The organism is Bradyrhizobium sp. USDA 4503, assembly GCF_054055815.1.
The window spans coordinates 6,245,969-6,268,533 of sequence record NZ_JBSRXS010000001.1; the positions used below are offsets into that span (position 1 = coordinate 6,245,969).

General features: G+C 65.2%; 15 protein-coding genes and 1 pseudogene. 5 read left to right on the plus strand and 11 right to left on the minus strand.

The window, feature by feature from the left end; all coding sequences use genetic code 11:
* Positions 1-145: 145 nt before the first annotated feature.
* Entirely contained in the window at positions 146-700 is a 555-nt protein-coding gene (locus ACVMIH_RS29705) for a hypothetical protein (protein WP_456864338.1), read from the plus strand.
* A gap of 335 nt (positions 701-1,035) precedes the next feature.
* On the opposite strand, the gene ACVMIH_RS29710 is transcribed toward ACVMIH_RS29705, so the two are convergent.
* Positions 1,036-1,455, minus strand: a complete 420-nt coding sequence (locus tag ACVMIH_RS29710; protein ID WP_057015517.1) for a hypothetical protein — start codon at positions 1,453-1,455, stop codon at positions 1,036-1,038.
* A 194-nt stretch (positions 1,456-1,649) separates the two neighbouring features.
* Between ACVMIH_RS29710 and ACVMIH_RS29715 the strand changes: the two genes are divergently transcribed.
* Positions 1,650-2,048, plus strand: coding sequence for a nuclear transport factor 2 family protein (locus ACVMIH_RS29715; protein WP_057015516.1), 399 nt, complete (start codon positions 1,650-1,652; stop codon positions 2,046-2,048).
* 58 nt (positions 2,049-2,106) lie between these two features.
* Here the strand turns inward: ACVMIH_RS29715 and ACVMIH_RS29720 are convergent, their stop codons facing one another.
* From ACVMIH_RS29720 to cyoA, 7 genes are read right to left on the minus strand one after another with little or no spacing between them, the layout of a single operon-like run.
* Positions 2,107-2,643, minus strand: a complete 537-nt coding sequence (locus ACVMIH_RS29720) for a response regulator transcription factor (RefSeq protein ID WP_057015515.1) — start codon at positions 2,641-2,643, stop codon at positions 2,107-2,109.
* On the minus strand, positions 2,633-4,018 hold the full coding sequence (locus ACVMIH_RS29725; protein ID WP_456864340.1) for an ATP-binding protein: 1,386 nt from the start codon (positions 4,016-4,018) through the stop codon (positions 2,633-2,635). Before ACVMIH_RS29725 ends, ACVMIH_RS29720 begins: the two co-directional genes overlap by 11 nt.
* On the minus strand, positions 3,990-4,820 hold the full coding sequence (locus ACVMIH_RS29730) for an SURF1 family protein (RefSeq protein WP_456864342.1): 831 nt from the start codon (positions 4,818-4,820) through the stop codon (positions 3,990-3,992). Before ACVMIH_RS29730 ends, ACVMIH_RS29725 begins: the two co-directional genes overlap by 29 nt.
* A gap of 2 nt (positions 4,821-4,822) precedes the next feature.
* Positions 4,823-5,224 carry a cytochrome o ubiquinol oxidase subunit IV gene (cyoD, locus tag ACVMIH_RS29735; RefSeq protein ID WP_456783239.1) on the minus strand — a complete coding sequence of 134 codons (402 nt, stop codon included), beginning with the start codon at positions 5,222-5,224 and terminating at the stop codon, positions 4,823-4,825.
* A complete protein-coding gene (gene cyoC, locus ACVMIH_RS29740) occupies positions 5,221-5,853 on the minus strand; it encodes a cytochrome o ubiquinol oxidase subunit III (protein ID WP_225163208.1) in 633 nt (210 codons plus the stop codon). Before cyoC ends, cyoD begins: the two co-directional genes overlap by 4 nt.
* The gene (cyoB, locus tag ACVMIH_RS29745) at positions 5,850-7,853 is read right to left on the minus strand and encodes a cytochrome o ubiquinol oxidase subunit I (protein ID WP_057015510.1); all 2,004 of its coding nucleotides are present in this window, start codon (positions 7,851-7,853) and stop codon (positions 5,850-5,852) included. Before cyoB ends, cyoC begins: the two co-directional genes overlap by 4 nt.
* Before the next feature lie 10 nt (positions 7,854-7,863).
* A complete protein-coding gene (gene cyoA / locus ACVMIH_RS29750; protein ID WP_229192747.1) occupies positions 7,864-9,030 on the minus strand; it encodes a ubiquinol oxidase subunit II in 1,167 nt (388 codons plus the stop codon).
* A gap of 215 nt (positions 9,031-9,245) precedes the next feature.
* Here cyoA and ACVMIH_RS29755 point away from each other — a divergent pair.
* Positions 9,246-10,555: pseudogene (locus tag ACVMIH_RS29755) on the plus strand (MFS transporter).
* 132 nt (positions 10,556-10,687) lie between these two features.
* Here the strand turns inward: ACVMIH_RS29755 and ACVMIH_RS29760 are convergent.
* On the minus strand, positions 10,688-11,497 hold the full coding sequence (locus ACVMIH_RS29760; RefSeq protein WP_076824774.1) for a transporter: 810 nt from the start codon (positions 11,495-11,497) through the stop codon (positions 10,688-10,690).
* A gap of 192 nt (positions 11,498-11,689) precedes the next feature.
* Here ACVMIH_RS29760 and ACVMIH_RS29765 point away from each other — a divergent pair, with 192 nt between their 5' ends.
* Complete coding sequence (locus ACVMIH_RS29765) at positions 11,690-12,091, plus strand: c-type cytochrome (protein ID WP_057015128.1); 402 nt, start codon at positions 11,690-11,692, stop codon at positions 12,089-12,091.
* A gap of 72 nt (positions 12,092-12,163) precedes the next feature.
* On the opposite strand, the gene ACVMIH_RS29770 is transcribed toward ACVMIH_RS29765, so the two are convergent.
* Positions 12,164-13,657: a M48 family metalloprotease gene (locus ACVMIH_RS29770; RefSeq protein ID WP_076824772.1), complete on the minus strand. Its 1,494-nt coding sequence runs from the start codon at positions 13,655-13,657 to the stop codon at positions 12,164-12,166.
* Positions 13,658-13,729: 72 nt separating this feature from the next.
* Positions 13,730-14,476: a thermonuclease family protein gene (locus ACVMIH_RS29775; protein WP_057015130.1), complete on the minus strand. Its 747-nt coding sequence runs from the start codon at positions 14,474-14,476 to the stop codon at positions 13,730-13,732.
* A 478-nt stretch (positions 14,477-14,954) separates the two neighbouring features.
* Between ACVMIH_RS29775 and ACVMIH_RS29780 the strand changes: the two genes are divergently transcribed.
* On the plus strand, positions 14,955-22,448 hold the full coding sequence (locus tag ACVMIH_RS29780) for an Ig-like domain-containing protein (protein WP_456864344.1): 7,494 nt from the start codon (positions 14,955-14,957) through the stop codon (positions 22,446-22,448).
* Positions 22,449-22,565 lie beyond the last annotated feature (117 nt).

The following is a 22,565-nucleotide window of genomic DNA, read 5'->3' on the forward strand; positions in this document are numbered from 1 at the left end:
GACCGCGATCTTCGCCCGGGCAGATCGATATTCCAAACTGTCCGCGCCGCTGGACTCTTGGACCAGCGGCACACGTTGCCGACTTATCCCGAAACGGAACGCCGGTAACTTTCGCGCGTTCGCTCGCCAATGAGGAGAGCGGACCATGACATCAAAGGCAGGCATTTTTTTCGCAGGCGTTGGAACAACTTTTATTATCCTAGGCGCAGGGTTCGGTGGTGGACTGTTCATGGCGAATTCGGCGCTTAAGGATTCTGCCGGCGCCCCCGCGCGCGTCTCTTCGCCAGCGCCCGCGGAACCAGCGCGCGTTATCCTGCCATCCACGGCAGAAGCTGCGCAGCCACCGCAGCCTGCCACCCAACGAGAGCCCGCCACGCCAGACGCAGCCTCACCGCCGCAGCCGCCACTGGAGCCGGTCAAGGACGTACAAGCGCCTGTCGAGAAGCAGGCGGACGTGGTGGACACGAGAAAATCTGACATTGCAGAAAAGGAGCGGCGTAAGCGCTACGCCGAACGCAAGGCGAAGCGCGTCGCGACCGAGCAGGCGAGGCGTCAACAGCGGCGCATCGAACAAGGCGAGCAACGCCGCGAAGCTCCGGTGCTCTTGGAGCAGGCGCGACGCCACGAAGTGCCGATCATGGCGTCTGAAGACGATGACTCCCCGCCGCGTCCGTTCGCGAATTTCTTCATGAATGACTGAGCGCATCGCTTTAGTGAAGGAGCCGAGGAACAGTCCGCAATCGAGGGACGTTAGTGCTGATACAGAAGGCCCGTTCGTCTGATGGCTAACGAAAACTCCATTGCTTCAACTGCCAGTCCTGAACAACGCATAGAGCAGGCGTCAGAGGCGATCCGTCAGATGGCTGAGCGCGGCGTATTCGAACCTTTGCCGCAACAAGATCGGTGGCTGCATCACTTGAGTGAAGCGACCAGGGCGGCTCCGCTTCAATCGCTTGCCGTTGCATTCTTGCTGGGGGTCTTCCTGGCTCGGCGGTAGCCCGTCGGCTACGCCGTTGATGCTGCCGCGCCGCGTGCTCAATACGAGCGCTGCTTGATGCCCCAGCGGCGGTTCTCGGAGGTCACGATCCATAGATTGCGGTGACGGCTGGCAATCGATCCGTCGGCGCGGTCGCGGCTGTATTCGACCAGCAGATGCACCTTGCGCGGCCCGACCAGCACCGGCTCCTTGCGCTGATAGGTGCTCTTCGTCCATCCCGTGGTGCGCGCCAGATCGTTGAAGAACGACGGCGGCAGCTGGCCCGGGCCATCCCAGATCACGAGCTGCTCGCCGGATAGGATGACGTGCGGGAAGTGCAGCAGCGCGTCCATGCCGGCGAGATCGCGAGCGTTGAAGCGGTCGGTGAAATCGTCGATGCAGCGGATCGCCGCCGCGATCATGGCCGCATGGTCGGCATTGTCAGGGTCGGGTTGGAAGAGCTTGTCGGCATTACTCATGCCGTCGCTTTACACTGGCAGCGAAGCGAGCCGCAATGACGCTCGAAGCTACGTAAACGATCCTGACCAGTATCGTCTTGTCTTGCTTCATGGATGACGACGGCAACCGGAGCGCGGCGTGCTATGCTGACCGCCCTGCCGTTATTTGATCGACATTAAACTGACCCCATCAATTTGCAGCGAGGAGAAATTCGATGACATCCAATGTTGAGGCAACCAGGAAGGGTTATGAGGCCTTTCAACGTGGTGACATTCCGACGCTCATGAGGGATCTGATCGATGACGACTGCACGTGGATAACCCCGGGTCCCCAGGACAAACTGCCTTGGGCCGGGACCTTCAAGGGAAAGCAGCAGATTGCAAACTTCTTCGTCCAGGTTGGCGAGAATCTGGAATTCAGCGAGTTCGCGCCGCGTGAGATGATTGAGCAGGGCGACACCGTCGTGGTCCTGGGTACACTCACGGCGCGGGCAAAGAAAACAGGCAAGACTGTAACGAACGAATGGGCCCACGTTTTCAAGTACCGTGACGGGAAGGCGGTCCGCTTTCAGGAGTACATTGACACTGCGGCGGATGTTGCCGCGATGTCGTGACAAAGCAAGAGGCAGGCGCGCATGCGCGGATGTCGTCGGCGTCATCCGCCTCTATCGCCTACTTCACCCGCTGCTTCTCGAGCTTGCGCGCCAATGTCCGGCGGTGCATGCCGAGTCGGCGGGCGGCTTCCGAGATGTTGAAGTCGGTCTCCATCAGGGTCTGGTGGATGCGCTCCCATTCCAGCGTCTTGATCGACGTCGGCCGCGCACCGACCTCGATGGCGGCATTGCCCTGCGCTTTAAGGAACGCGGCCTCGATGTCGTCGGTGTTTGACGGCTTGGCCAGATAGTGGCAGGCGCCGAGCTTGATCGCCTCGACCGCCGTCGCGATGCTGGCAAAGCCGGTCAGCACGACGATCAGCATCTCAGGATCATGCGTGTGCAACGCCTCGACGCAGGCAAGGCCCGATGCACCGCCGGCGAGCTTCAGGTCGACCACCGCATAGCCGGGCGATTGCTGCTCGAGCAGCTGGCGGACCTCGTCGAGCGAGGCCGACACCGCCACATCATAGCCGCGGCGCTCGAACGAGCGCTTCAATGTGCGGGCGAAACCCGCATCGTCCTCGACGATCAGGAGCTGGCGTTCATCCGTCAAGATGGTCTCCGATCGCGAGCGTCGAGAGCGGCAGCTCGAGCCTGACCGCGGCGCCGATGTCCGGCCGGTTGCGCGCCGTCACCAGGCCGCCCAGCTTGCGCACCACGTTGACCACCAGGAACAGGCCGAGGCCGCTGCCGGGGCTGCCCTTGGTCGATTGATACGGCTTGCCGATATGCGCCAGCATCTCGCGCGAGAAGCCCGGGCCGCGATCGGTCACCGACAGCACCAGCGTGTCGGCATTGCGCTCGGCGGTCAGCTCGATCCAGTCGCGCGACACCTCGGCGGCGTTGTCGAGCACGTTGAAGATCGCCTGCTTGAGCGCGATGTCGGATACGATCGCGAGATCAGCGCCGAAGGCGTTGCGGAAATACAGCGTGGCCGACGGCCGCGTCGTCCGCCATTCCTCCACCAATGCCGTCAGGAACGCCGTGACCGTGGTCGGCGAGGAGCCTTCGCCGCGGGCTTCGCCCGCCGAGAGCAGGATGCCCGTCACGATCGACTTGCAGCGCTGCACCGAGATCTCCATCTCGCCGAGGTCCTGCGACATTTCAGGGTCGGAGGCGAGCGCGGGCATCCGGCGCCAGTCGCCGAGGATGACCGAGAGCGAGGCGAGCGGCGTGCCGAGCTCATGCGCGGCGCCGGAGGCCAGGAGGCCGATCCGGACGATGTGATCCTGCTCGGCGGCGTGCTGGCGCAGCGCCGCGAGGCGCAGGTCGCGATCGCGCAGATTGCGGTTGATCCGGGTCATGAACACCACGAGCAGCACGGCATCGAGCACGAGGCCGATGAAGGTGCCGGCGATATAGAGGTTGAAGGCATCGGCGAAGCCTTGCTGCGGCAGCTCCAGCGGCCGGTAATAGCTGGTCAGCCAGGCGAAGTTCATGCAGACCAGCGCCACCAGCGACCAGGTCGAGGGCGCGTCGAGCAGCACCGCGCCAAGCGTCACCTGCAGCAGATAGAGCGAGGTGAACGGGTTGGTGGCGCCGCCGCTGAGATAGAGCAGGGCGGTCAGCGCCGCGACGTCGAGCGCCAGCGCGACCAGCAGCTCGCGATTGTTGATGTCGGCGCGGTAGCGCAGCCACAGCAGGCTGACGACATTGAGCGCCACCAGCCCGGAGATCACGGCCGCCAAGGGCAGCAGCGGCAGCGCGACGCCCATCCAGAACTGCACGAAGCCGATGGTGGCGATCTGGCCGATCACGGCGATCCAGCGCAGCTGGACCAGGAGGGCCATGTTCTTGCGATTGGTCGCGATGTCGGCGGGCGCTGCGAGGTCGAACGGCATGCCGGCGGCCGCGCCCGCGGCGGACGGCGTTACCGCCGCGCCGGTCGCGGCCTTGTCGTCATGCAGATCCGATGTGCGCTCGAGCATCTGGGCCTGTGTCGCGAGACAGATTGCGGGCTGCGCCGATCAAGCGGCGCACGGCGGCGCGCCGTGAACCCCACCTTGGATCGGAGGCGCCGGCGCGGCTCCTGCCGCTGATGACGCGCAGGAGCGCGCCCGCCAGCATAAGGGCCAGTGCGAACCATGTCAGCGCGTAAATCAGGTGGTTGTTCGGAAACCGCACGATAGTGAGCCCGCCGATTGGGTAGCCGCCCGGATTTGGCGTCGCATCGGCGTCGATGAAGAAGGGGGCTACATGCGACAGTCCGTGCGCGGCGGCGATGGCGGCAACGTCGCGGGAATACCAGCGGCCGGCCGAAGCATCGTTGCTGCGCAGGAAGCCGCCCTTCGGCTCCGACATCCGCAGCAGTCCGGTGACGCTGACGGCGCCCTGCGGCTCGCCATCGCGCCGTGTCGCGGGATCGCGCTTATCAGCGGGAACAAAGCCGCGGTTGACCAGCACGGTGGTTCCGTCGGCGGCTTGCAGCGGGGTCAGTACCCAGAAGCCGGGACCTTCGGCCGTGACGGCCTGCACCAGCGTTTCGTCGGCGTTGAGGAACGTGCCGCGTAGGGTGACGCGGCGGTATTCATCGCTCGCGGCCGTGACCGCCGGCCATGACGATGGGGGCGGCGGCGCGACCGGCGCCGCATGCATGCGCTGCTCGACCCGCTCGATCAGCGCCAGCTTCCAGGTCCGGCGCTCGACCTGCCAGATACCGAGCGCACTCAGCAGCACCACGCCCAGCATGCCGAGCGTGAGCAGCACAAGCGATGGTCTGGCAGACCGCATGATCACGGCATCTGGCTCATGTCGTGCAGCGGCATCATGTTGACATTGAGATGATGCATGACCCACAGCGAGCCGGTCAGCGCGATCACCACCATGATCACGGTGAAGATCATCGCCATCATGGTCCAGCCGTTCTCGGACCGCGTGTTCATGTGCAGGAAGTACACCATGTGCACGACGATCTGCACCGCGGCGAGCACCAGCACGATCAGCGCGGTGACCTGCTTGTCGGCGATGGCGCCGGTCATCACCAGCCAGAACGGCACCGCGGTGAGGACGACGGAGAGACCGAAGCCGATCAGATAGCTCTGCAGCGAGCCGTGAGCCGCGCCGCCGTGATCGCCATGTCCGTGGCTGGCATTGGCTTCGAGCGTATGAGCTTTGGCGTGAGCTTTTGTTGTCATCGCAGCATTCCCAGGAGATAGACGAAGGTGAAGACGCCGATCCAGACCACGTCGAGGAAGTGCCAGAACATCGAGAGGCACATCAGCCGGCGCCGGTTCGCTTCGGTGAGGCCGAAGCGCGCGGTCTGCACCATCAGCGTCACCAGCCAGACGAGGCCGAAGGTGACGTGCAGGCCGTGGGTGCCGACCAGGGTGAAGAATGACGACAGGAAGGCGCTGCGCTGGGGCGTCGCGCCCTCGTGGATCATATGCGCGAACTCGGTGAGCTCGATGCCGAGGAAGGCGAGGCCGAACAGCCCGGTGATGGCGAGCCAGGCTTGCGTCGCGCCGATCCTCGATTTCTCCATCGTCAGCATGGCGAAGCCATAGGTGATCGAGGAGAGCAGCAGCATCGTGGTGTTGAGCGCGACCAGCTTGAGGTCGAACAGGTCCTTCGGCGATGGGCCAGCGGCATAGTTGCCGCCGAGCACGCCATAGGTCGCAAACAGCATCGCGAAGATGAGGCAATCGCTCATCAGGTAGATCCAGAAGCCCAGCATGGTGCTGGCGCCTTCCGGATGATCGTGCTCGTCCACAACGTGAAAGATCGGCTCGGAGTCCTGGGTGGAGACGGTTGTTGCTACGCTCATGTCTGGGCTCCCGCGGCGAGCACGCGTGTCCGCGCGTCTTCAGTCCGCACCACCTCATCCGCCTGGATGTGGAAGTCGCGGTGATAGTTGAAGGTGTGGCCGATCGCGACCGCGAGCAGCGCAACGAAGCTGACGGCGGCGAGCCACCAGATGTACCAGATCAGGCCGAACCCCATCACCGTCGCAAGTCCGGCGAGGATGATGCCGGTGCCGGTGTTGGAGGGCATGTGGATCGGCTTGAAGCCGGTCAGCGGGCGCCTGTAGCCGCGGCGCTTCATGTCCCACCAGGCGTCGTTGTCGTAGACCACGGGCGTGAAGGCGAAGTTGTAGTCCGGCGGCGGCGACGAGGTCGCCCATTCCAGCGTCCGCGCGTTCCAGGGATCGCCGGTGGTGTCCTTCAGCTGCTCGCGGCGCAGAATGCTGACCGCGAACTGCACCAGCATCGCGACGATGCCGAGCAGGATCAGGAACGCGCCGAAGCCCGCGATGATGAACCAGATCTGCAAGGAGGGATCGTCGAACACGCGGAGCCTTCGGGTCACGCCCATCAGGCCGAGCACATAGAGCGGCATGAAGGCGAAGTAGAAGCCCGAGACCCAGAACCAGAACGACAGCTTGCCCCAGAACGGATCGAGCCTGAAGCCGAACGCCTTCGGGAACCAGTAGTTGATGCCGGCGAACAGGCCGAACAGCACGCCGCCGATGATCACGTTGTGGAAATGCGCGATCAGGAACAGGCTGTTATGCAGCACGAAATCGGCCGGCGGCACCGCCAGCAGCACGCCGGTCATGCCGCCGATCACGAAGGTCAGCATGAATGCCACCGTCCACATCATCGGCAGCTCGAAGCGGATGCGGCCGCGATACATCGTGAACAGCCAGTTGAACATCTTCGCGCCCGTCGGGATCGAGATGATCATGGTGGTGATGCCGAAGAACGAGTTCACGCTGGCGCCGGAGCCCATCGTGAAGAAGTGGTGCAGCCAGACCAGGTAGGACAGGATGGTGATGACGACGGTGGCGTAGACCATCGAGGTGTAGCCGAACAGCCGCTTGCCGGAGAACGTCGCGGTCACCTCGGAGAAGATACCGAACGCCGGCAGCACCAGGATGTAGACCTCGGGGTGGCCCCAGATCCAGATCAGGTTCACGTACATCATCGGGTTGCCGCCGAAGTCGTTCGTGAAGAAGTTGGTGCCGACGTAACGGTCGAGCGACAGCAGCGCCAGCACCGCCGTCAGCACCGGGAAGGAGGCGACGATCAGGACGTTGGTGCAGAGCGAGGTCCAGGTGAACACCGGCATCTTCATCATCGTCATGCCCGGCGCGCGCAGCTTGACGATGGTGCAGATCAGGTTGATGCCCGATAGCGTCGTGCCGACGCCGGCGACCTGTAGTCCCCATATGTAATAGTCGACGCCGACATCGGGACTGTAGCCGATGTTCGACAGCGGCGGGTAGGCGAGCCAGCCGGTGCGGGCGAATTCGCCGACGAACAGCGACATCATCACCAGCACGGCGCCGCCGACCGTCATCCAGAAGCTGAAATTGTTGAGGAACGGGAAGGAGACGTCGCGTGCGCCGATCTGCAGCGGCACCACGTAGTTCATCAAGCCGGTCACCAGCGGCATCGCCACGAAGAAGATCATGATCACGCCGTGCGCGGTGAAGATCTGGTCGTAATGATGGGCCGGGAGGTAACCGTCGGAGCCGCCAAAGGCGATCGCCTGCTGCAGCCGCATCATCAACGCGTCCGCGAAGCCGCGCAGCAGCATCACGATGCCGAGGATCATGTACATGATGCCGATGCGCTTGTGGTCCACGGTGGTGAACCACTCGCGCCACAGATAGGTCCAGAGCCGGAAATAGGTGACGATCGCAAACAGCGCGAGGCCGCCGGTCGCCACCACCGCGAAGGTGCCGACCAGGATCGGCTCGTGGATCGGCAGCGCCTCCAGATTGAGGCGGCCGAAGATCATCTTGACGAGATCGGGATTCATGCGGTCCTCCTCAGGACTCTGATTTCGGACGCTGACCGAGCAGCAAGGATGTCGACGAGGGGTGCGCGGGCGAGAACGGCGGGCGCTTCAGCCCGAAGCCGCGCAGCGGCGTCAGGTCGAGCGGCGCGGTGATCTCGTGCGACGGCGCGTCCTTGATCTCGTCCATCGAGCAGATGCCGGCGACGAAGGTCGGCTCAGAGCCGAGCGGCGCGCCGCGGCGGGCGTATTTGTCGTAGGTCAGCGGCAGCGTGTTGTTGAAGCCTTCGCGGCCGAGGCCGCCCTTGGCGTCGATCGCCATCATCTCGCTCATGCACATCTTGCCGGGCTCGACGCACATGTTGAGGACCGCCTTGTAGAGATCGCGGTCGACCGAGCGGTAGAGCCGGACCGGATCGTTCTGGCTCGGACGCTCGAGCTGCAGATAGTCGGTGCGGCCGAGCATGTTGCTGCTCGCCTTGGCGGTGGCGATCCACTTGTCGAAATCGGCGCCAGACAGGCTCTTGAAGTCGAAGTGCATGCCGGAGAAGCCGGCGCCGCTGTAGTTGGCGGAGAAGCCGCGATAGGTGCCTTCCTTGTTGGCGACCGCGTGCAGCTTGGTCTCCATGCCGGGCATGGCGTAGATCTGGCCGGCAAGCGCGGGGATATAGAACGAGTTCATCACGGAGGACGCCGTGATGCGGAAGCGGATCGGGCGGTCGACTGGAGCTGCGAGCTCGTTGACGGCGGCGACGCCGTAATCCGGGTAGATGAACAGCCACTTCCAGTCGAGCGCGACCACCTCGACATTGAGCGGGGCGTCCTTGCTCTCGATCGGCTTGTCGGCGGCGATGCGGCCGAGCGAGCGGTAGGGATCGAGCAGATGGGTGCCCATCCAGGTCAGCGCGCCGAGGCAAATGATGATCAGCAGCGGCGCCGACCAGATCACGAGCTCGAGCTGGGTGGAGTGATCCCACTCCGGCTCGTAGGGGGCCGCGGTGTTGGACTGGCGGTAGCGCCAGGCGAAGAACACGGTCAGCGCCATCACCGGAAGCACGATGATGAGCATCAGCACGGTCGAGATGACGACGAGGTCGCGCTGCTGGACGGCGATGTCGCCGGCAGGCGCCAGGACGACGAAATCGCACCCGCCAAGGAGCGCCGCGAACGGCAATAAGGCCAATAATTTCAAGGCGCGCACGGCTCACCCCACTTGAATTTTATGAGTTCCGCCAAGGGGTAGCTGCGATGCAGCAAAGTTCACATTGGACAATTTGTCCAATGTTGCACTGCGGGATGAAGGGTCAGAAGGTGAGGTGGACCGCGTGGCAATCTGCCCGTGGCCTCACTTCTTGTTTGAGCACGGTCTGTTCGGAAAACCGGTTTGATCGTGCTCCAAAGGACGGTTCTCCGGCGATGGCACAAGCCCCAGCAATGGCTCACGGCACCCCGACCGCATCAGGTCACGGGCAGGCGAAACCCGGCGAAATCGCCATCGGCGTCATCATCGGACGCACGTCGGAATTCTTCGATTTCTTCGTCTATGCAATCGCCTCGGTCATCGTGTTCCCGAAGCTGGTGTTCCCGTTCGTCAATGAACTGACCGGCACGCTCTATTCATTCGGCATCTTCGCGCTGGCCTTCGCCGCGCGGCCACTCGGCACCGTCATCTTCATGGCGGTCGACCGCCGCGCCACGGCAAGGGCGCCAAGCTCGTCATCGCGCTGTTCCTGCTCGGCACCGCCACGGTGGCGCTCGCGTTTCTGCCCGGCTACGATACGATCGGCGTCGCGGCGATCTGGCTGTTGGCCGCCGCGCGCGTGCTGCAGGGTATCGCCTGGGGCGGCGCCTGGGACGGCCTTGCCTCGCTGCTGGCGATGAATTCGCCGGCGCATCGCCGCGGCTGGTACGCGATGGTGCCGCAGCTCGGCGCGCCGCTCGGGCTGATCGTGGCCAGCGCGCTGTTCGCCTTCTTCGCCGGCAACCTCTCGGCGGATGATTTCTTCGATTGGGGCTGGCGCTATCCGTTCTTCGTCGCCTTCGCGATCAACGTGGTGGCGCTGTTCGCGCGGCTGCGCATGGTGGCGACGGATGAATATTCCGAGCTGTTCGAAAGCCGCGATCTCGAGCCGGCGCGGGTCGGCGAGACCATCGCGCAGGAGGGCCGCAACATCCTGCTCGGCGCCTTTGCGCCGCTGGCGAGCTTTGCGCTGTTCCACATGGTCACGGTGTTTCCGCTGTCCTGGGTGTTCCTGTTCACCAAGGAAAGCCCGGTGCGCTTCCTGATCATCGAGATGATCGGCGCCATGGTCGGCGTCGTCGCGATCATCGCCTCCGGCATGATCGCCGACCGCGTCGGCCGCAAGCCGCTGCTGCTCGGGTCTGCGGTCGCGATCGCGGTCTATAGCGGCTTTGCCCCGCAGCTGCTCGATGCCGGCGCGTTTGGCGAAACGGTGTACATGGTGCTCGGCTTCGTGCTGCTCGGCCTGTCGTTCGGCCAGTCGTCGGGCGCGATCGCCTCGAGCTTCGCGCGCAACTATCGCTACACGGCCTCGGCACTGACCTCGGATTTAGCCTGGCTGTTCGGTGCCGGCTTTGCGCCGCTCGCGGCGCTGCTGCTGGCGACGCATTTCGGCTTGATCTCGGCCGGTGCGTACCTGTTGTCGGGCGCGGTGTGGACGCTGCTGGCGCTGTGGCTGAGCGGATTGCGCGAAGCCGAGGGTTGAACTCTTCTCCTTCCCCCTGAAAGGGGGAAGGTTGGGATCAGCCATAGGCTCCGCTGCAAGCGGAGAGAGCAGATCCCCACCCGCTTTGCTCTGGCGAGCAAAGCGACCTCCCCTTTTCAAGGGGAGGGTGGGCTAGCGGAACAATCCGTCGACGCGGAACGAGTACCCCAGGCCGACGATGTAGTTCGGCGAGTTGCGGCTGAGTCCGAACGCGACATGGAAGTCGACCTGCTGGGTCGGCGTGATCTGGTACAGGCCGCCGGAGTTGATGAGCTGGGTCGGCCGCGCACCGTCGGGATAGTCGCCGACATATTCGGTGAACACGCTGATCCGCTCGGTCAGCTTCTTCTCGATCACGAAGGTCGCTTCCGACATGTGCCGGCCGGTCAGCTCGGCAGGGCGGAAGAATTCCGTGAACATGCCGCTGACGCCCCAGCCGTCATGCAACTCCCATGACCACGGCAACTGGATGTAGGGCTGCGCGCCACGACCGGCGATTTCGGCAGCGCCCGTCGGCAGCGCGACGCCGGCCGTGATCGAGAGGTCGATCTTCCCCGGCAGCGGACTGATCTGCCATTTGATGGCAGGCGCGACGTCGGAAAAGCCCGACGCGCCGGGCGATTTCACGGTGCCGACATAGCTCGGTAGGTCGATCAGCACCTCGAGGCAGGGCGCAATCCCGAGCCGCCAGCGGCTGTTGCTGCCGTCGATGCTGCGGCCACTGCTCCGGCCGGTCAGGTTGATGCCGTTCTCGTTCTGCAGGCTCCCGACCGGCACGACGATACTCGAATTGGTGACGTCGGGCCGGTCGGTCGCGATTTCGTCGCCCGGCTTGGGACAGCCGTCCGCGCGCGCGGCGGTGGCTGCTGCGAGTGTGAGCGCAGCAAGCACGCACCCGAGTTCGGCAAGTCGAGCGACGGCGCCGAACCGATTCTGAAACACTGGGGATGCTCCAATAGCCCGGCGCCGCTGCGGAGGTGGCAGCTTTCGATAGAGATCGGCGGCGCGCGGGGAAATTCCCGGTTGGCTCAAAAATCTTCGTCAGTCGCCGGTCGCGCGAGCGCGCGGCATTCCAGGGAATAGAATCGCGGCATGCCTGCTCCTGTTGTGGTGGCAAACAGGAGAGCCCCGGGAATGAGCATTCGTTCGATCGCAGGCGTGCTGGCGCCGCGGCAAGCCAAAATTGCCGCGATGGCGGCCATCGCGATTCTGCTCGCCCTGAACAGCGCCCGTGCCGCGGGAGATGCGGCGCGCGGCGCCACGCTGTACCAGGGCTGCGGCGATTGCCACTCGATCGACAAGAACGACGTCGGCCCGATGCACAAGGGTGTCGTCGGCCGCCTAGCCGGCTCCGTCGCAGGCTACGACTACTCGCCGGCGCTGAAGAACTCGAAGATCGTGTGGACCGAGGAGAATCTCGACAAATGGCTCACCGGTCCGGACACGATGGTTCCGGGCACCAAGATGTTCTACGAGGTTCAGGACCCGAAGGATCGCGCCGACATCATTGCCTTCCTCAAGGAGAAGGCGAAGTAGAATGTAGCCTGTCGTCCCGGCCTTCGCCGGGACGACAGCGGTGGTGAGGCGCGAGCACGACGCCTCGCGGCCTCAATCCACCACGATCTTGACGCGGTCGCGCGGCTTGACCTGGGCATGGGCGTCGAGGCCGTTGAGCACGCGGAAGCGCTCGGCCGGGTGATCTACGCCGGACATGCGGTGCGACAGCGATTCCACGGTGTCGCCGGGCTGCACGTTAATGACCTTGATGCGCAGCGGGCGCGCGGCCTGGATCTCGTCGAGCGTCAGGCGGCGGAACGAATTGACGGTCTCGCGCGCGTTACGCTCGCTCTCGGTGGACTTCTGCTTGGCGGCGAAGATGAAGCGGTAGACGTCGCTGCCGAAGCGCAGCGCATAGACCTTGAACTGCCACTGGTCGCCATGGGCGGTGGCCGACGCCGCCGGAAAGCCGTTGATGTTGAGGTCCTCGGTCGAGGACTTCTCGACGCCTTCCATCCAGCCCGAATTCAGGTAGTCGCCGAGCGACTGCTCGGCCGGGACCCGCACCACGTCGAAGCGCATCGCCTGGCTGCCGCCCTCGCGCACGCCGATCACCGCCTGCGCGGTGTTGTCGAGCGTGAAATTATCGGGCGCGGTGAAGGTGAAGCCGAGCTTGGGATGCAGGAAGCGGCGGCCGCGCACGAACCCTTCGCTGGGATCCTCGCCATAGACGATGTTGTCGATCGCGGCGAGATAGGTCTCGCGATCGCGCTCGTTGCTCTCGGGCGATGAGTATTGCCGTGCGGTGGTCTGCGCGTTGTTGATGCGCTCGGGCGTCGCCGGATGCGACGAGGTGAAGTCCTGCGCGCGCGGATCGAGCGCGGTCTTGCCGATCTTGAGCGCGGCATTGCGCTCCATCGCGGTCAGGAAGCGCGCCGCGCCGTAGGGATCGAAATGCGCGCGAGCGGCGATTCCGACGCCGATGCCGTCGGCCTCGAACTCCTGCTGGCGCGAGAAGCTCGCCATCGTCAGCTTGGTCTTGGCGAGCGCCAGCGCGGTGAGATCGGGATCGGTGCTCATGTCGGTGACGACGCGCGTCACCACAGCCGCCTGGCGGGCCTGGTCCTCGCGCATCGCCGCGTGCTTGGCCAGCACATGCGCCATCTCGTGGCTCAGCACCGAGGAGAGCTCGGAGGTGTCGCTGGCGAGCGCAATCAGGCCGCGCGTGACATAGAGCTGGCCGGTCGGCAGCGCGAAGGCGTTGACCGCGCCGGAATTGAGGATCGTGACCTTGTAGGCCTGGTCGGGTCGTTCGGAGGCGGCGACCAGCCGCTCGACGGTCTTGCTGATCAGGGCCTCGAGCTTCGGGTCGTCGTAGGCGCCGCCATAGGACGACAGGATGCGCTCATGTTCGCGTTCGCTCGTGGGCGTCTGCTGTACCACGCGGTTCGGCTTTACCGGCGCCGCTGCTGCCGTGGGCGCGGCCTGCTCGAACCGGCCGACATTGCCGCAGGCCGACAGCGTCAGGGCGGCGCAGACGAGCGCCGGCGCAGCCAAAAGGCGGCGGCCAGTCCCCTCTTCACGCCGTCCTGCGCGCTCAATCACGTCAAAAACTCACAAATTGTCCCGTAAAAAGACCGGGGCATGGCCCCTGGGTCTCTTGAGTCCCTTGGGCCTCTAGTTCCCGCCGAGCACTTCAAGCTGCCCCACCCGGAGCAGTTCGATTCGCGGCCCACGTCGTGCTTCCACCCAGCCTCGTACACGAATCTTACGATTTTCCAGAGACTTGGGCGCAAGCCCGGCCGCCTCGAACGCAGGGACTATGCGCCTTGAAATAGTCGCAGCAAAGTCCTGAGTCCAGTTTCGACCGAAATTCAGGTAGGTCGTCGCGCCCGCCTGACGCACGGACAAAACCCTGCCCTCGACCACTGTAAAACGCCCGATCCCGGTCAAAATATCGGCGGAACTTTCGGCGTTTTTTATGACGGTGGCCTCGGCCCAGGTTCCCGATCGGGCGGCCCTGGCCTCGGCCTCGGCCGCCATCAGCGCCGCCGCACAGTCCTTGTCGGCGACCTCGGATGACGCCACAGCGAGGCCCTGGCGCAGCAACTCGCTCTGCACGGGCTTCTCACTGCCTTCGAGGAATGCGTAGGCCGGCTGCCGGCCATAGCGGTCCGGCGTGTCGTCCTGTCCGCGCAGCGTCACCTCGCGGCCGACCAGCAGCGCCGTCAGTGCAGCGATGGTCTTCGCCTTGTCGGCCACCTCGATACCGGCGAGCTTGACCTCACGGGCGTCGTCGAGCCGCAGGCTGCGCGCATCGACGATGGCGGCGACGCGACCCTCGCCCTGAATCTCGAAATTGCATCCAGCCGCTTCGGCGCGTCCGCTGCACGCGCCGATCGCGAGGACGCATGCTGTCATCATCACCGCCCACGGACGGCGACGCCATGCTCTATCGCGTGGAGGCGTCATGCGGCACTCGTCACTCCGGCGCGCTCCGCTCGGAGCGTGGTCGCCAACAAGGACAGTCTGACGGAAAGATCGCTTCAGAGCCACCACAAGCGAAGCGAAATCGCATCGAGGGATGCCATCGTTGATTCGGTGGTCAATTTTTCTGCGGCGCTTCTCATCGCGTGCACAGGCGAAATTGGTGTTTCACATCAATGCGTGCCTGTCGCGGGACGAACTCGTCTTCAGCACCCCTCGTCGTGACGAAAATTGCCGTCCGATCGTGCGTCGAGCGGCCCTCACACGCGTCAACCTTACCCATTCATGATTGCAACTCCGTGCGCGGAATGAGAATTCGTTATTGTTGCCAATGACTTGCGGCGCAAGGTAACTATTCGGCAATTTTCTGAAAGGCGACCGATTGCGGTCGCTCACGCATATTGCCGAGGTCCTTGTGTCGAATCCCGTTGTTCTGACGCTGACGACCAGCGATCCGCTGCACGATTATCTCCAGCTCTACAACGCGATCTCGGCGATCAGCGTCGGCGGTGGTCTGGCTGCGGCCAACACCGATTACGTCATCAACTTCTCGCTCTCGTCCGGCGCGCGCACGCTGCAATTGCTGGACGATCTGCCGGCCATCAATCTGATGAACGGCTCAACGCTGACCTTCGACGGCAACTCCGACTACAACAATCAACTCGGCGGACAGGACTATAGCGACATCATCGATGCGCGCGGCTATCAAGGCTTCGTCGTCACATCAGGCACGGTGACGTTCAAGAACCTCACGATCGTCAACGCGGTTGCGAGCGGCGGCAATGGCGGGGTCGGCGGTGGCGGCGGCGGCGCGGGCCTCGGCGGCGGCCTGTTCGTCGGACAGAACGCCAACGTCACGCTGAACAACGTCAATTTCGGCAGCAACACGGCCAAGGGCGGCGATGGCGGCGTGGTCGATCCGGCCGGCGGCGGCGGCGGTGGCGGCGGCATCGGTGCCGATGGCGGCAGCGGCAATGGCGGCGGTGGTGGTGGCGGCGGCTTCGGCGGCCAAGACTATTACGGCTATCACGGCAATGGCGGCAGCGGTTACAGCGAGGCGGGCTCCGACAGCCAGCATCCCTCGACCGGGGCGCAGACCGCGGGCGGCACACCGGCGACGATCGAAGGTGCGGCGGGCGGCGGACAGGGCGCCGACAATTACGGCGGCTCAGGCTACGGAGCACATGCCGGCGGTGGCGCGAGTGGCGGCGGTGGTGGCGGCGGTGTCGGTGGCGGCGGCGGCGGCATCGGCGGCGCCAACTCGGTGGGCGGCGGCCCCTCGGGCACCCTGATCGGCTTCGGCGGCGCCGGCGGCATGGGCGGCGGTGGCGGCGGCGGCATTTATGGCGGCGGCAATGGTGGTTTCGCCGGCGGTGGCGGCGGCTCCGGTAATGGCAGCGGATACGCGCATACCGGCGGCAATGGCGGTTTCGGCGGCGGAGGCGGCGGTTCGAACGGCACGCCCGGCACCGGCGGATTCGGCGCCGGCAGCGGCTCGCTCGCCGGCGGCGGTGGCGGCGGCCTTGGCGCCGGCGGCGACATCTTCGTTCAACAAGGCGGCACGCTGACCGTCATCGGCGGCACCTTGATGGATGCGACCGAGACCGGCGGCACCGGTGCCAATGGTGCGGGCAACGGCTCCGCCTATGGTGACATCTTCATCCAGGGCACGATGGTCGTCACGCCGACGCACACCGTTTCCACGGTCTTCGAGGGATTGCAGACCGTCACCACGCTGACGATCGGCGACAGCATCGCCGATGAGCGGGGCATCAGCGGCAGCGGCACCACTGGCAAGCTGGTCGTCTCCGGCGGCGGTACGCTGACGTTGACGGGTGCGAGCACCTATGTCGGCGGCACGCAGATCGATGCCGGCAACACTCTCTCGATCACGGCCGACAACAACATCGGCGGTTCGGCCGGTGCGCTGATCCTCAACGGCGGCACGCTGACCACGACCGGCGGCTACACCTTCACCCACAACATCCAGGTCACCGCCGCTGGCGGCACCTTCGACATCTCGTCCGGCACGATTGCCGACACCGGCGCGATCAGCGGCTCCGGTACGTTCACGCTGTCGGGCGCCGGCACGTTGCAGCTCGGGCTCGGTCAGCTCGCGGGGTTGACCGGGACGCTCAACCTGAGCAGCGCGCATCTTTCGCTGACGACGGGCGGCACGTTCGACGACTCAATTTCGGTCGGCGGCAGCTCGCTCCTGAAGATCGCGAACGGCGCAACCGTCACCGATACCGCCCTGATCAGTGGCGGCGGCAATCTCGGCATCGACGGCGGCGGCACCTTCGTGCTCGGCCATGCCAACACTTATGGCAGCACGACGATCTATTCCGGCACAGTGTGGCTTGCGACGGCCGGCGCAGCCGGCACCGGCAACATCTCCTTCACGACCGGCCTTCCCGGCACGCTGAAGATCGACGACGCCGCGCTGACCGGCAACGCGCTCACCAACAGCATCTCCAACTTCAATCCCGGCCAGTCCATCGACCTGACCGGGCTGCACTACAACACCCAGAATACCTCGCTCAACACGGTCAGTCTTTCCGGCAACACGCTCTCGATCTCGAACGGCACAGTGACGGATACGCTGACGGTGAACGGGCTCGACGGCGGCGCCCGCTTCCAGCTTTCGCAGGATGCGAATGGCGGCACGGTCGTGCAGCTTGTGTCGACCCGCGTCTTCAATGTCTCAAACGTCACCGAGCTCAATGCGGCCATCCTGCAGATGGATTCCGGCGGCCAGAACGCCGCGCCGAATGCCAACTACACCATCAACATCACCGCCAGCTTCAGCCTCTCGTCGGAGCTGTACGCGCTCAATCTCTTGAGCGGATCGAGCGTCACCATCAACGGCAGCGACGGCCACGGCGGCACGCACACGATCGACGGCCTCAACGCCCAGCGTGGCTTCTTCGTCTATGCGGGCAACGTCAATCTCGAGAACCTGACCATCCAGAACACGGTGGCGGCCGGCGGCGGCATCATCCAGGGCGGCGGCGGCGGTGGCGCCGGGCTCGGCGGCGCCCTGTTCGTCTCGGCGAACGGCAGCGCCACGATCGACAATGTCGTATTTCACAACAGTGCCGCGATCGGCGGCAATGGCGGAACCGGCAGTACCGCGAGCAACGCCAACATCGACGGCTTCGGCGGTGGTGGCGGCATGGGGGGCCAAGGCGGAAACAGCAGCGGTGGCGGCATCGGCCTTCACGCACAGGGTGCGAACTCTGCCGCATTTCAGAACGGGGCCGCTGGCATCGTTCCCGGCGCCGCGGGGGGCGGCAAAGGCGTCGACGGCTACCTGATCCCGTTCGGAGGCGGGACCATGCTTTACTGGTATGGCGGAACGGGCGGCGCCAATGGCGGCGGCGGCGGCGCGGGTGGCTTCTTCGGCAACAACAACCGCGCGCACGGTACCGGCGGTGGCGTCGGCGGCGGCAACGCAATCGACGGCGGCAATGGTGGCTACGGCGGTGGCGGCGGGGCGTTCGGCAATGGTGGCTTCGGTGGTGGCGGCGGCTATGGCGGCGGTGGCGGCTTCGGCGGCGGTGGCGGCGTCAGCGGGCTCGGCGGCTTCGGCGGCGGTGATGGCACGGCGGGTGGGGGTGGCGGCCTCGGCGCTGGTGGCACCATTTTCGTTCAGCAAGGCGGCTCGCTGACCGTCAAGGGCGGCTCGCTGTCGAACGATTCCGGCTTCAGCGCCGTCAAGGGCGGCACCAATGGCATCGGCCAGGCCAGCGGCTCGGGTTTCGGCTCCGGCATCTTCATCCAGGGCAACAACAATCTCAGCTTCACGCCGGCCAGCGGCCAGACGCTGACGGTTGCCAACGACATCGCGGACCAGAGCGGCAATGGCGGCACCGGTGCCAATGCGGGCATTGGGGGCCTCGCCATCAGCGGCGGCGGCACCGTCATCCTCGGCGGCAACAACACCTACACCGGCAATACCACGGTCAGCGGCGCCGGCACCCGGGTGTCGATCTCCGCCAACGTGAATCTCGGCGCGGTGACCAATGTGCTGAAGCTTGGCGACGGCACCGGTATCAGCTTCACCGACGGCTTCACGCAGACCCGCAACATCACCGTCGCGGGCGATCCGGTCTTCAACGTCGCCGCCGGCGAGACCGTCACCCAGAGCGGCGTCATTTCCGATGGCACGACGCCTGGTGATGTCGAGGTGACCGGCGGCGGCCGGTTGGTGCTGTCCGCGCACAACACCTATTCGGGCGGCACCGTCATCAAGGGCTCCATCCTGGAGCTGGCGGCGAACGGCGCGGCAGGGACCGGCGCGATCGCCTTCACCGACGGCAGTACCGAAAAACTCGTGCTCGATGCTGCGGCATTCTCCGGCACCTCGTTTGGCACGTCGATCACCGGCCTTTCCGGCGGCGACACCATCGACTTCGGCAACATCGCCTATGATGCCACGACGACGCTGTCCTATGCGAACGGCGTGTTGCTGGTGAAAAGCGGCAGCGGCACGACGCTCGCATCGCTGAACCTGAGTTTTGGCGCTGGCGCCTCGGCCGGCTCGCTGATGCTGGCGTCCGACGGCTCGGCCTCTCCGCATCTCGAGATCCGGTCACAGGCGAGCATCGCCTCGGTCACTTCTGACACCACCGATCATCTCACGATCCTGAACGCCGGCAAGGTCGTGACCATCACCGTCAACTTCAGCAACACGGTGAACGTGACCGGCGCGCCGGAGTTGCTGCTCAACGACGGCAAGGCCGCGACCTATCTGAGCGGCAGCGGCTCGCAAGCGCTGGTGTTCAGCTACACGGTGCAGGACGGCGACAGCACGTCCGATCTTCAGGTGCAGAGCCTCTCGCTCAACGGCGGCACGATCAGGGATCCCGGCGGCCAGGACGCCGACGTGACCCATGCGGCGACCGATTTGCATCTCGTGATCGACGCGATCGCGCCGACCGTGTCGGTTGCGGCGAGCTCGACCGCACTGCTGGCCGGGCAGACCTCGATTGTCACCTTCACCTTCTCCGAGGCGGTCACCGGCTTTGCGCTGACGGACACGACGGTGAGCGGCGGCGCGCTGAGCAACCTCGTGCATGTCGGCGTCAACGCCGCGCACCAGGACATCTACACGGCAACCTTCACACCCGACGTGACCAACGCCGAGGCGGGCTCGGTGCAGGTCAACGCGTCAAGCTATACCGACAGCGCCGGAAACGCCGGCGCGGCAAGCAGCGCGATCAGCTTCACCGGCGATACCAAGGCGCCGACGGTGGCGGTTGCAGCCGATCACACCACGCTGGTTGCCGGCGATAGCGCGGTTGTCACGTTCACCTTCTCCGAGGCCGTCGGCGGCTTTGGATTGGGTGATGTCACCGTCCAGGGCGGTACGCTGGGCAATCTCACCCATATCGGCGTCGATGGCTCCGGCCACGACGTCTACACCGCGACCTTCACGCCCGATGTGACCAACACCGAGGCAGGTTCGGTGCAGGTCAATGCGTCAAGCTATAGCGACGTTGCCGGCAATTCCGGCGCGTCGAGCAACACGATCAACTTCAGCGGCGACACCAAAACGCCGACCGTGTCGGTTTCAGCTGACCGTGGTACGCTGCTTGCCGGCCAGACCGCGGTCGTGACCTTCACCTTCTCCGAGGCCGTCGCGGGCTTCGCGCTCGGCGACATCAGCGTCAGCGGCGGCGCGTTGGGCAGCCTTGTCCATGTCGGCGTCAACGGCGCCGGCCAGGACATCTACACCGCGACCTTCACGCCCGACGTCACCAACGCCGAGGCTGGCTCGGTGCAGGTCAATGCATCGAGCTATAGCGATACGGCCGGCAACGCCGGCGCTGCCAGCAACGCCATCAACTTCACCGGTGACACGCTGGCGCCGACGGTCTCCGTCACGCTCAATCCCGACACGGTGCTGGCCGGCGACCTCTCGGTCGCGACTTTCACCTTTTCGGAGGCGGTGTCGGGCTTCGCCCTTGGCGACATCACCGTCCATGGCGGCGCGCTGAGCAATCTCGTGCATGTCGGGCTCAACGGCGCTGGGCAGGACGTCTACACCGCGACCTTCACGCCCGATGTCAGCGACACCGAGACCGGCTCGGTGAAGGTGAATGCGTCCGGTTACGGCGATGTGGCCGGCAATGCCGGCGCGGCAAGCAACACCGCGACGATCGGCGGCGATACGCTGGCGCCGACGGTGTCGATCGCGGCTGACCGTCACGCGCTGCTGGCGGGCCAGACCGCGCTGGTGACGTTCACTTTTTCCGAACAAATCGCGAGCTTCGCGCTCGGTGACGTCACGGTGCATGGCGGGGCGTTGGGCAATCTGCTCCATGTCGGCGTCAACGCATCGGGCCAGGACGTCTACACGGCAATTTTCACGCCGGACGAAAGCAACACTGAAGCGGGCTCGGTGCAAGTCACCGCCGCGAGCTATACGGATGTTGCCGGCAATACCGGTGCGGCGAGCGGCACCATCAGCTTCACTGGCGATACCAGGACGCCGACGGTGTCGGTTGCGGCGAGCCCGAGCACGGTGCTTTCGGGCCAGACTTCGGTTGTCACCTTCACCTTCTCCGAGCAGGTCGCGGGCTTTGCGCTCAGCGATACCGTCGTCGCCGGCGGCACGGTGACCAATCTGGTCCATGTCGGGCTCAACGTGTCGGGGCAGGACGTCTACACCGCGACCTTCACGCCCGATATCAACGACGTCGTGGCGGGCTCGATCCGGGTCACCGCCGCAAGCTATGCCGACGTATCAGGCAATGCCGGCGCGGCGAGCAATACCGCGACGATCGTTGGCGACACGCATCCGCCGACGGTATCGGTGGCGGCCGATCACACCCTTCTGCACGCCGGCGACGCCGCGTTGATGACGTTCACCTTCTCCGAGGCGGTCGCAGGTTTCGGACTCGGCGATGTCACGGTCCATGGCGGCCTGCTGGGCAGCCTCGTCCATGTCGGCATCAATGGCGCGGGCCACGATATCTACACCGCGACCTTCACCGCCGATGTCACCGACGATCTGTCGGCCGATCTTTCGGTTGCCGGGGCGAGCTACACCGACATCGCCGGCAACGCCGGCGGAGCGAGCAACGTGGTCAGCTTCACCGGCGACACCAAGGCGCCATCGGCGCCGACGCTGGCGCTGCACCGCGACACCGGCGTCTCCAGCGCCGACCACATCACCAGCAATCCGCTGATCGATTACACCAAGTTCGATGCGGCCGACACGCTGCGCTACAAGGCCGACGGCGCCTCGGGCTTCTCCACGGCGGCGCCGGTCTTTACGGCTGATGGTATGCACTCCGTCACGGTGCAGGAGGTCGACGCCGCCGGCAATGTCAGCGCGTCGTCGAGCCTGACGTTCACCCTCGACACCACGGCGCCCCATCTCGCCGGGATCACGGCGACGCCCTCCGGCGGCGTCGCGGCGCCGGGTTCGCTGGTGCAACTGACGGTCGGCTTCAACGAGGCGGTGCATGTCAATGGCGGCACGCCGAGCCTGACGCTGAACGATGGCGGCACCGCAATCTACGACGCCGCGGCGACGGCGCTGCTCGGCGATTCCTCGAAGCTGGTATTCGATCACATCGTGTCATCGACGGATCGTGCCGGATCGCTGGCGGTGACCGGCTTCGCCGCCGATGGCGCCGATGTCGTCGACCTGGCCGGTAATGCGGCCTCGCTTTCGGCGGTGTCCGCCGTCTTCGACGCCCTGCATATCAACGAGACCATCGTGCCGGCCTACACACTCGGGGCTATTACCCGGCCGGAATTGCATCTGGATCTGGGCGGTCGCATCATCATGGATGCAACGGCATCGGCATTCGCCGGACATTATGGCATGCAGTACCTGTTCCTCGGCCTGCCGGCGGGAACGCCCCATCAGACCGTTCCCGACTTTCATCTCTGATCGCAGCGCCGCCGGAAGCTCCGGCGCGGCGCTTCATTCCGCTTAGTGGAAAACAGATTGCTGCCGCTGCGGCTTGCTGCAGTGCAGGCCATGCGGCATGATCCGGCCCTCGAAACG

Bases quoted from the DNA above. Each gene is read 5' to 3' on its own strand.
- ACVMIH_RS29715 (WP_057015516.1), top strand. From the start codon at position 1,650: ATGACATCCAATGTTGAGGCAACCAGGAAGGGTTATGAGGCCTTTCAA.
- ACVMIH_RS29730 (WP_456864342.1), bottom strand. From the start codon at position 4,820: ATGCGGTCTGCCAGACCATCGCTTGTGCTGCTCACGCTCGGCATGCTG.
- ACVMIH_RS29705 (WP_456864338.1), top strand. From the start codon at position 146: ATGACATCAAAGGCAGGCATTTTTTTCGCAGGCGTTGGAACAACTTTT.
- ACVMIH_RS29710 (WP_057015517.1), bottom strand. From the start codon at position 1,455: ATGAGTAATGCCGACAAGCTCTTCCAACCCGACCCTGACAATGCCGAC.
- cyoD (WP_456783239.1), bottom strand. From the start codon at position 5,224: ATGACAACAAAAGCTCACGCCAAAGCTCATACGCTCGAAGCCAATGCC.
- cyoC (WP_225163208.1), bottom strand. From the start codon at position 5,853: ATGAGCGTAGCAACAACCGTCTCCACCCAGGACTCCGAGCCGATCTTT.
- cyoB (WP_057015510.1), bottom strand. From the start codon at position 7,853: ATGAATCCCGATCTCGTCAAGATGATCTTCGGCCGCCTCAATCTGGAG.
- ACVMIH_RS29775 (WP_057015130.1), bottom strand. From the start codon at position 14,476: ATGATGACAGCATGCGTCCTCGCGATCGGCGCGTGCAGCGGACGCGCC.
- ACVMIH_RS29725 (WP_456864340.1), bottom strand. From the start codon at position 4,018: ATGCTCGAGCGCACATCGGATCTGCATGACGACAAGGCCGCGACCGGC.
- ACVMIH_RS29765 (WP_057015128.1), top strand. From the start codon at position 11,690: ATGAGCATTCGTTCGATCGCAGGCGTGCTGGCGCCGCGGCAAGCCAAA.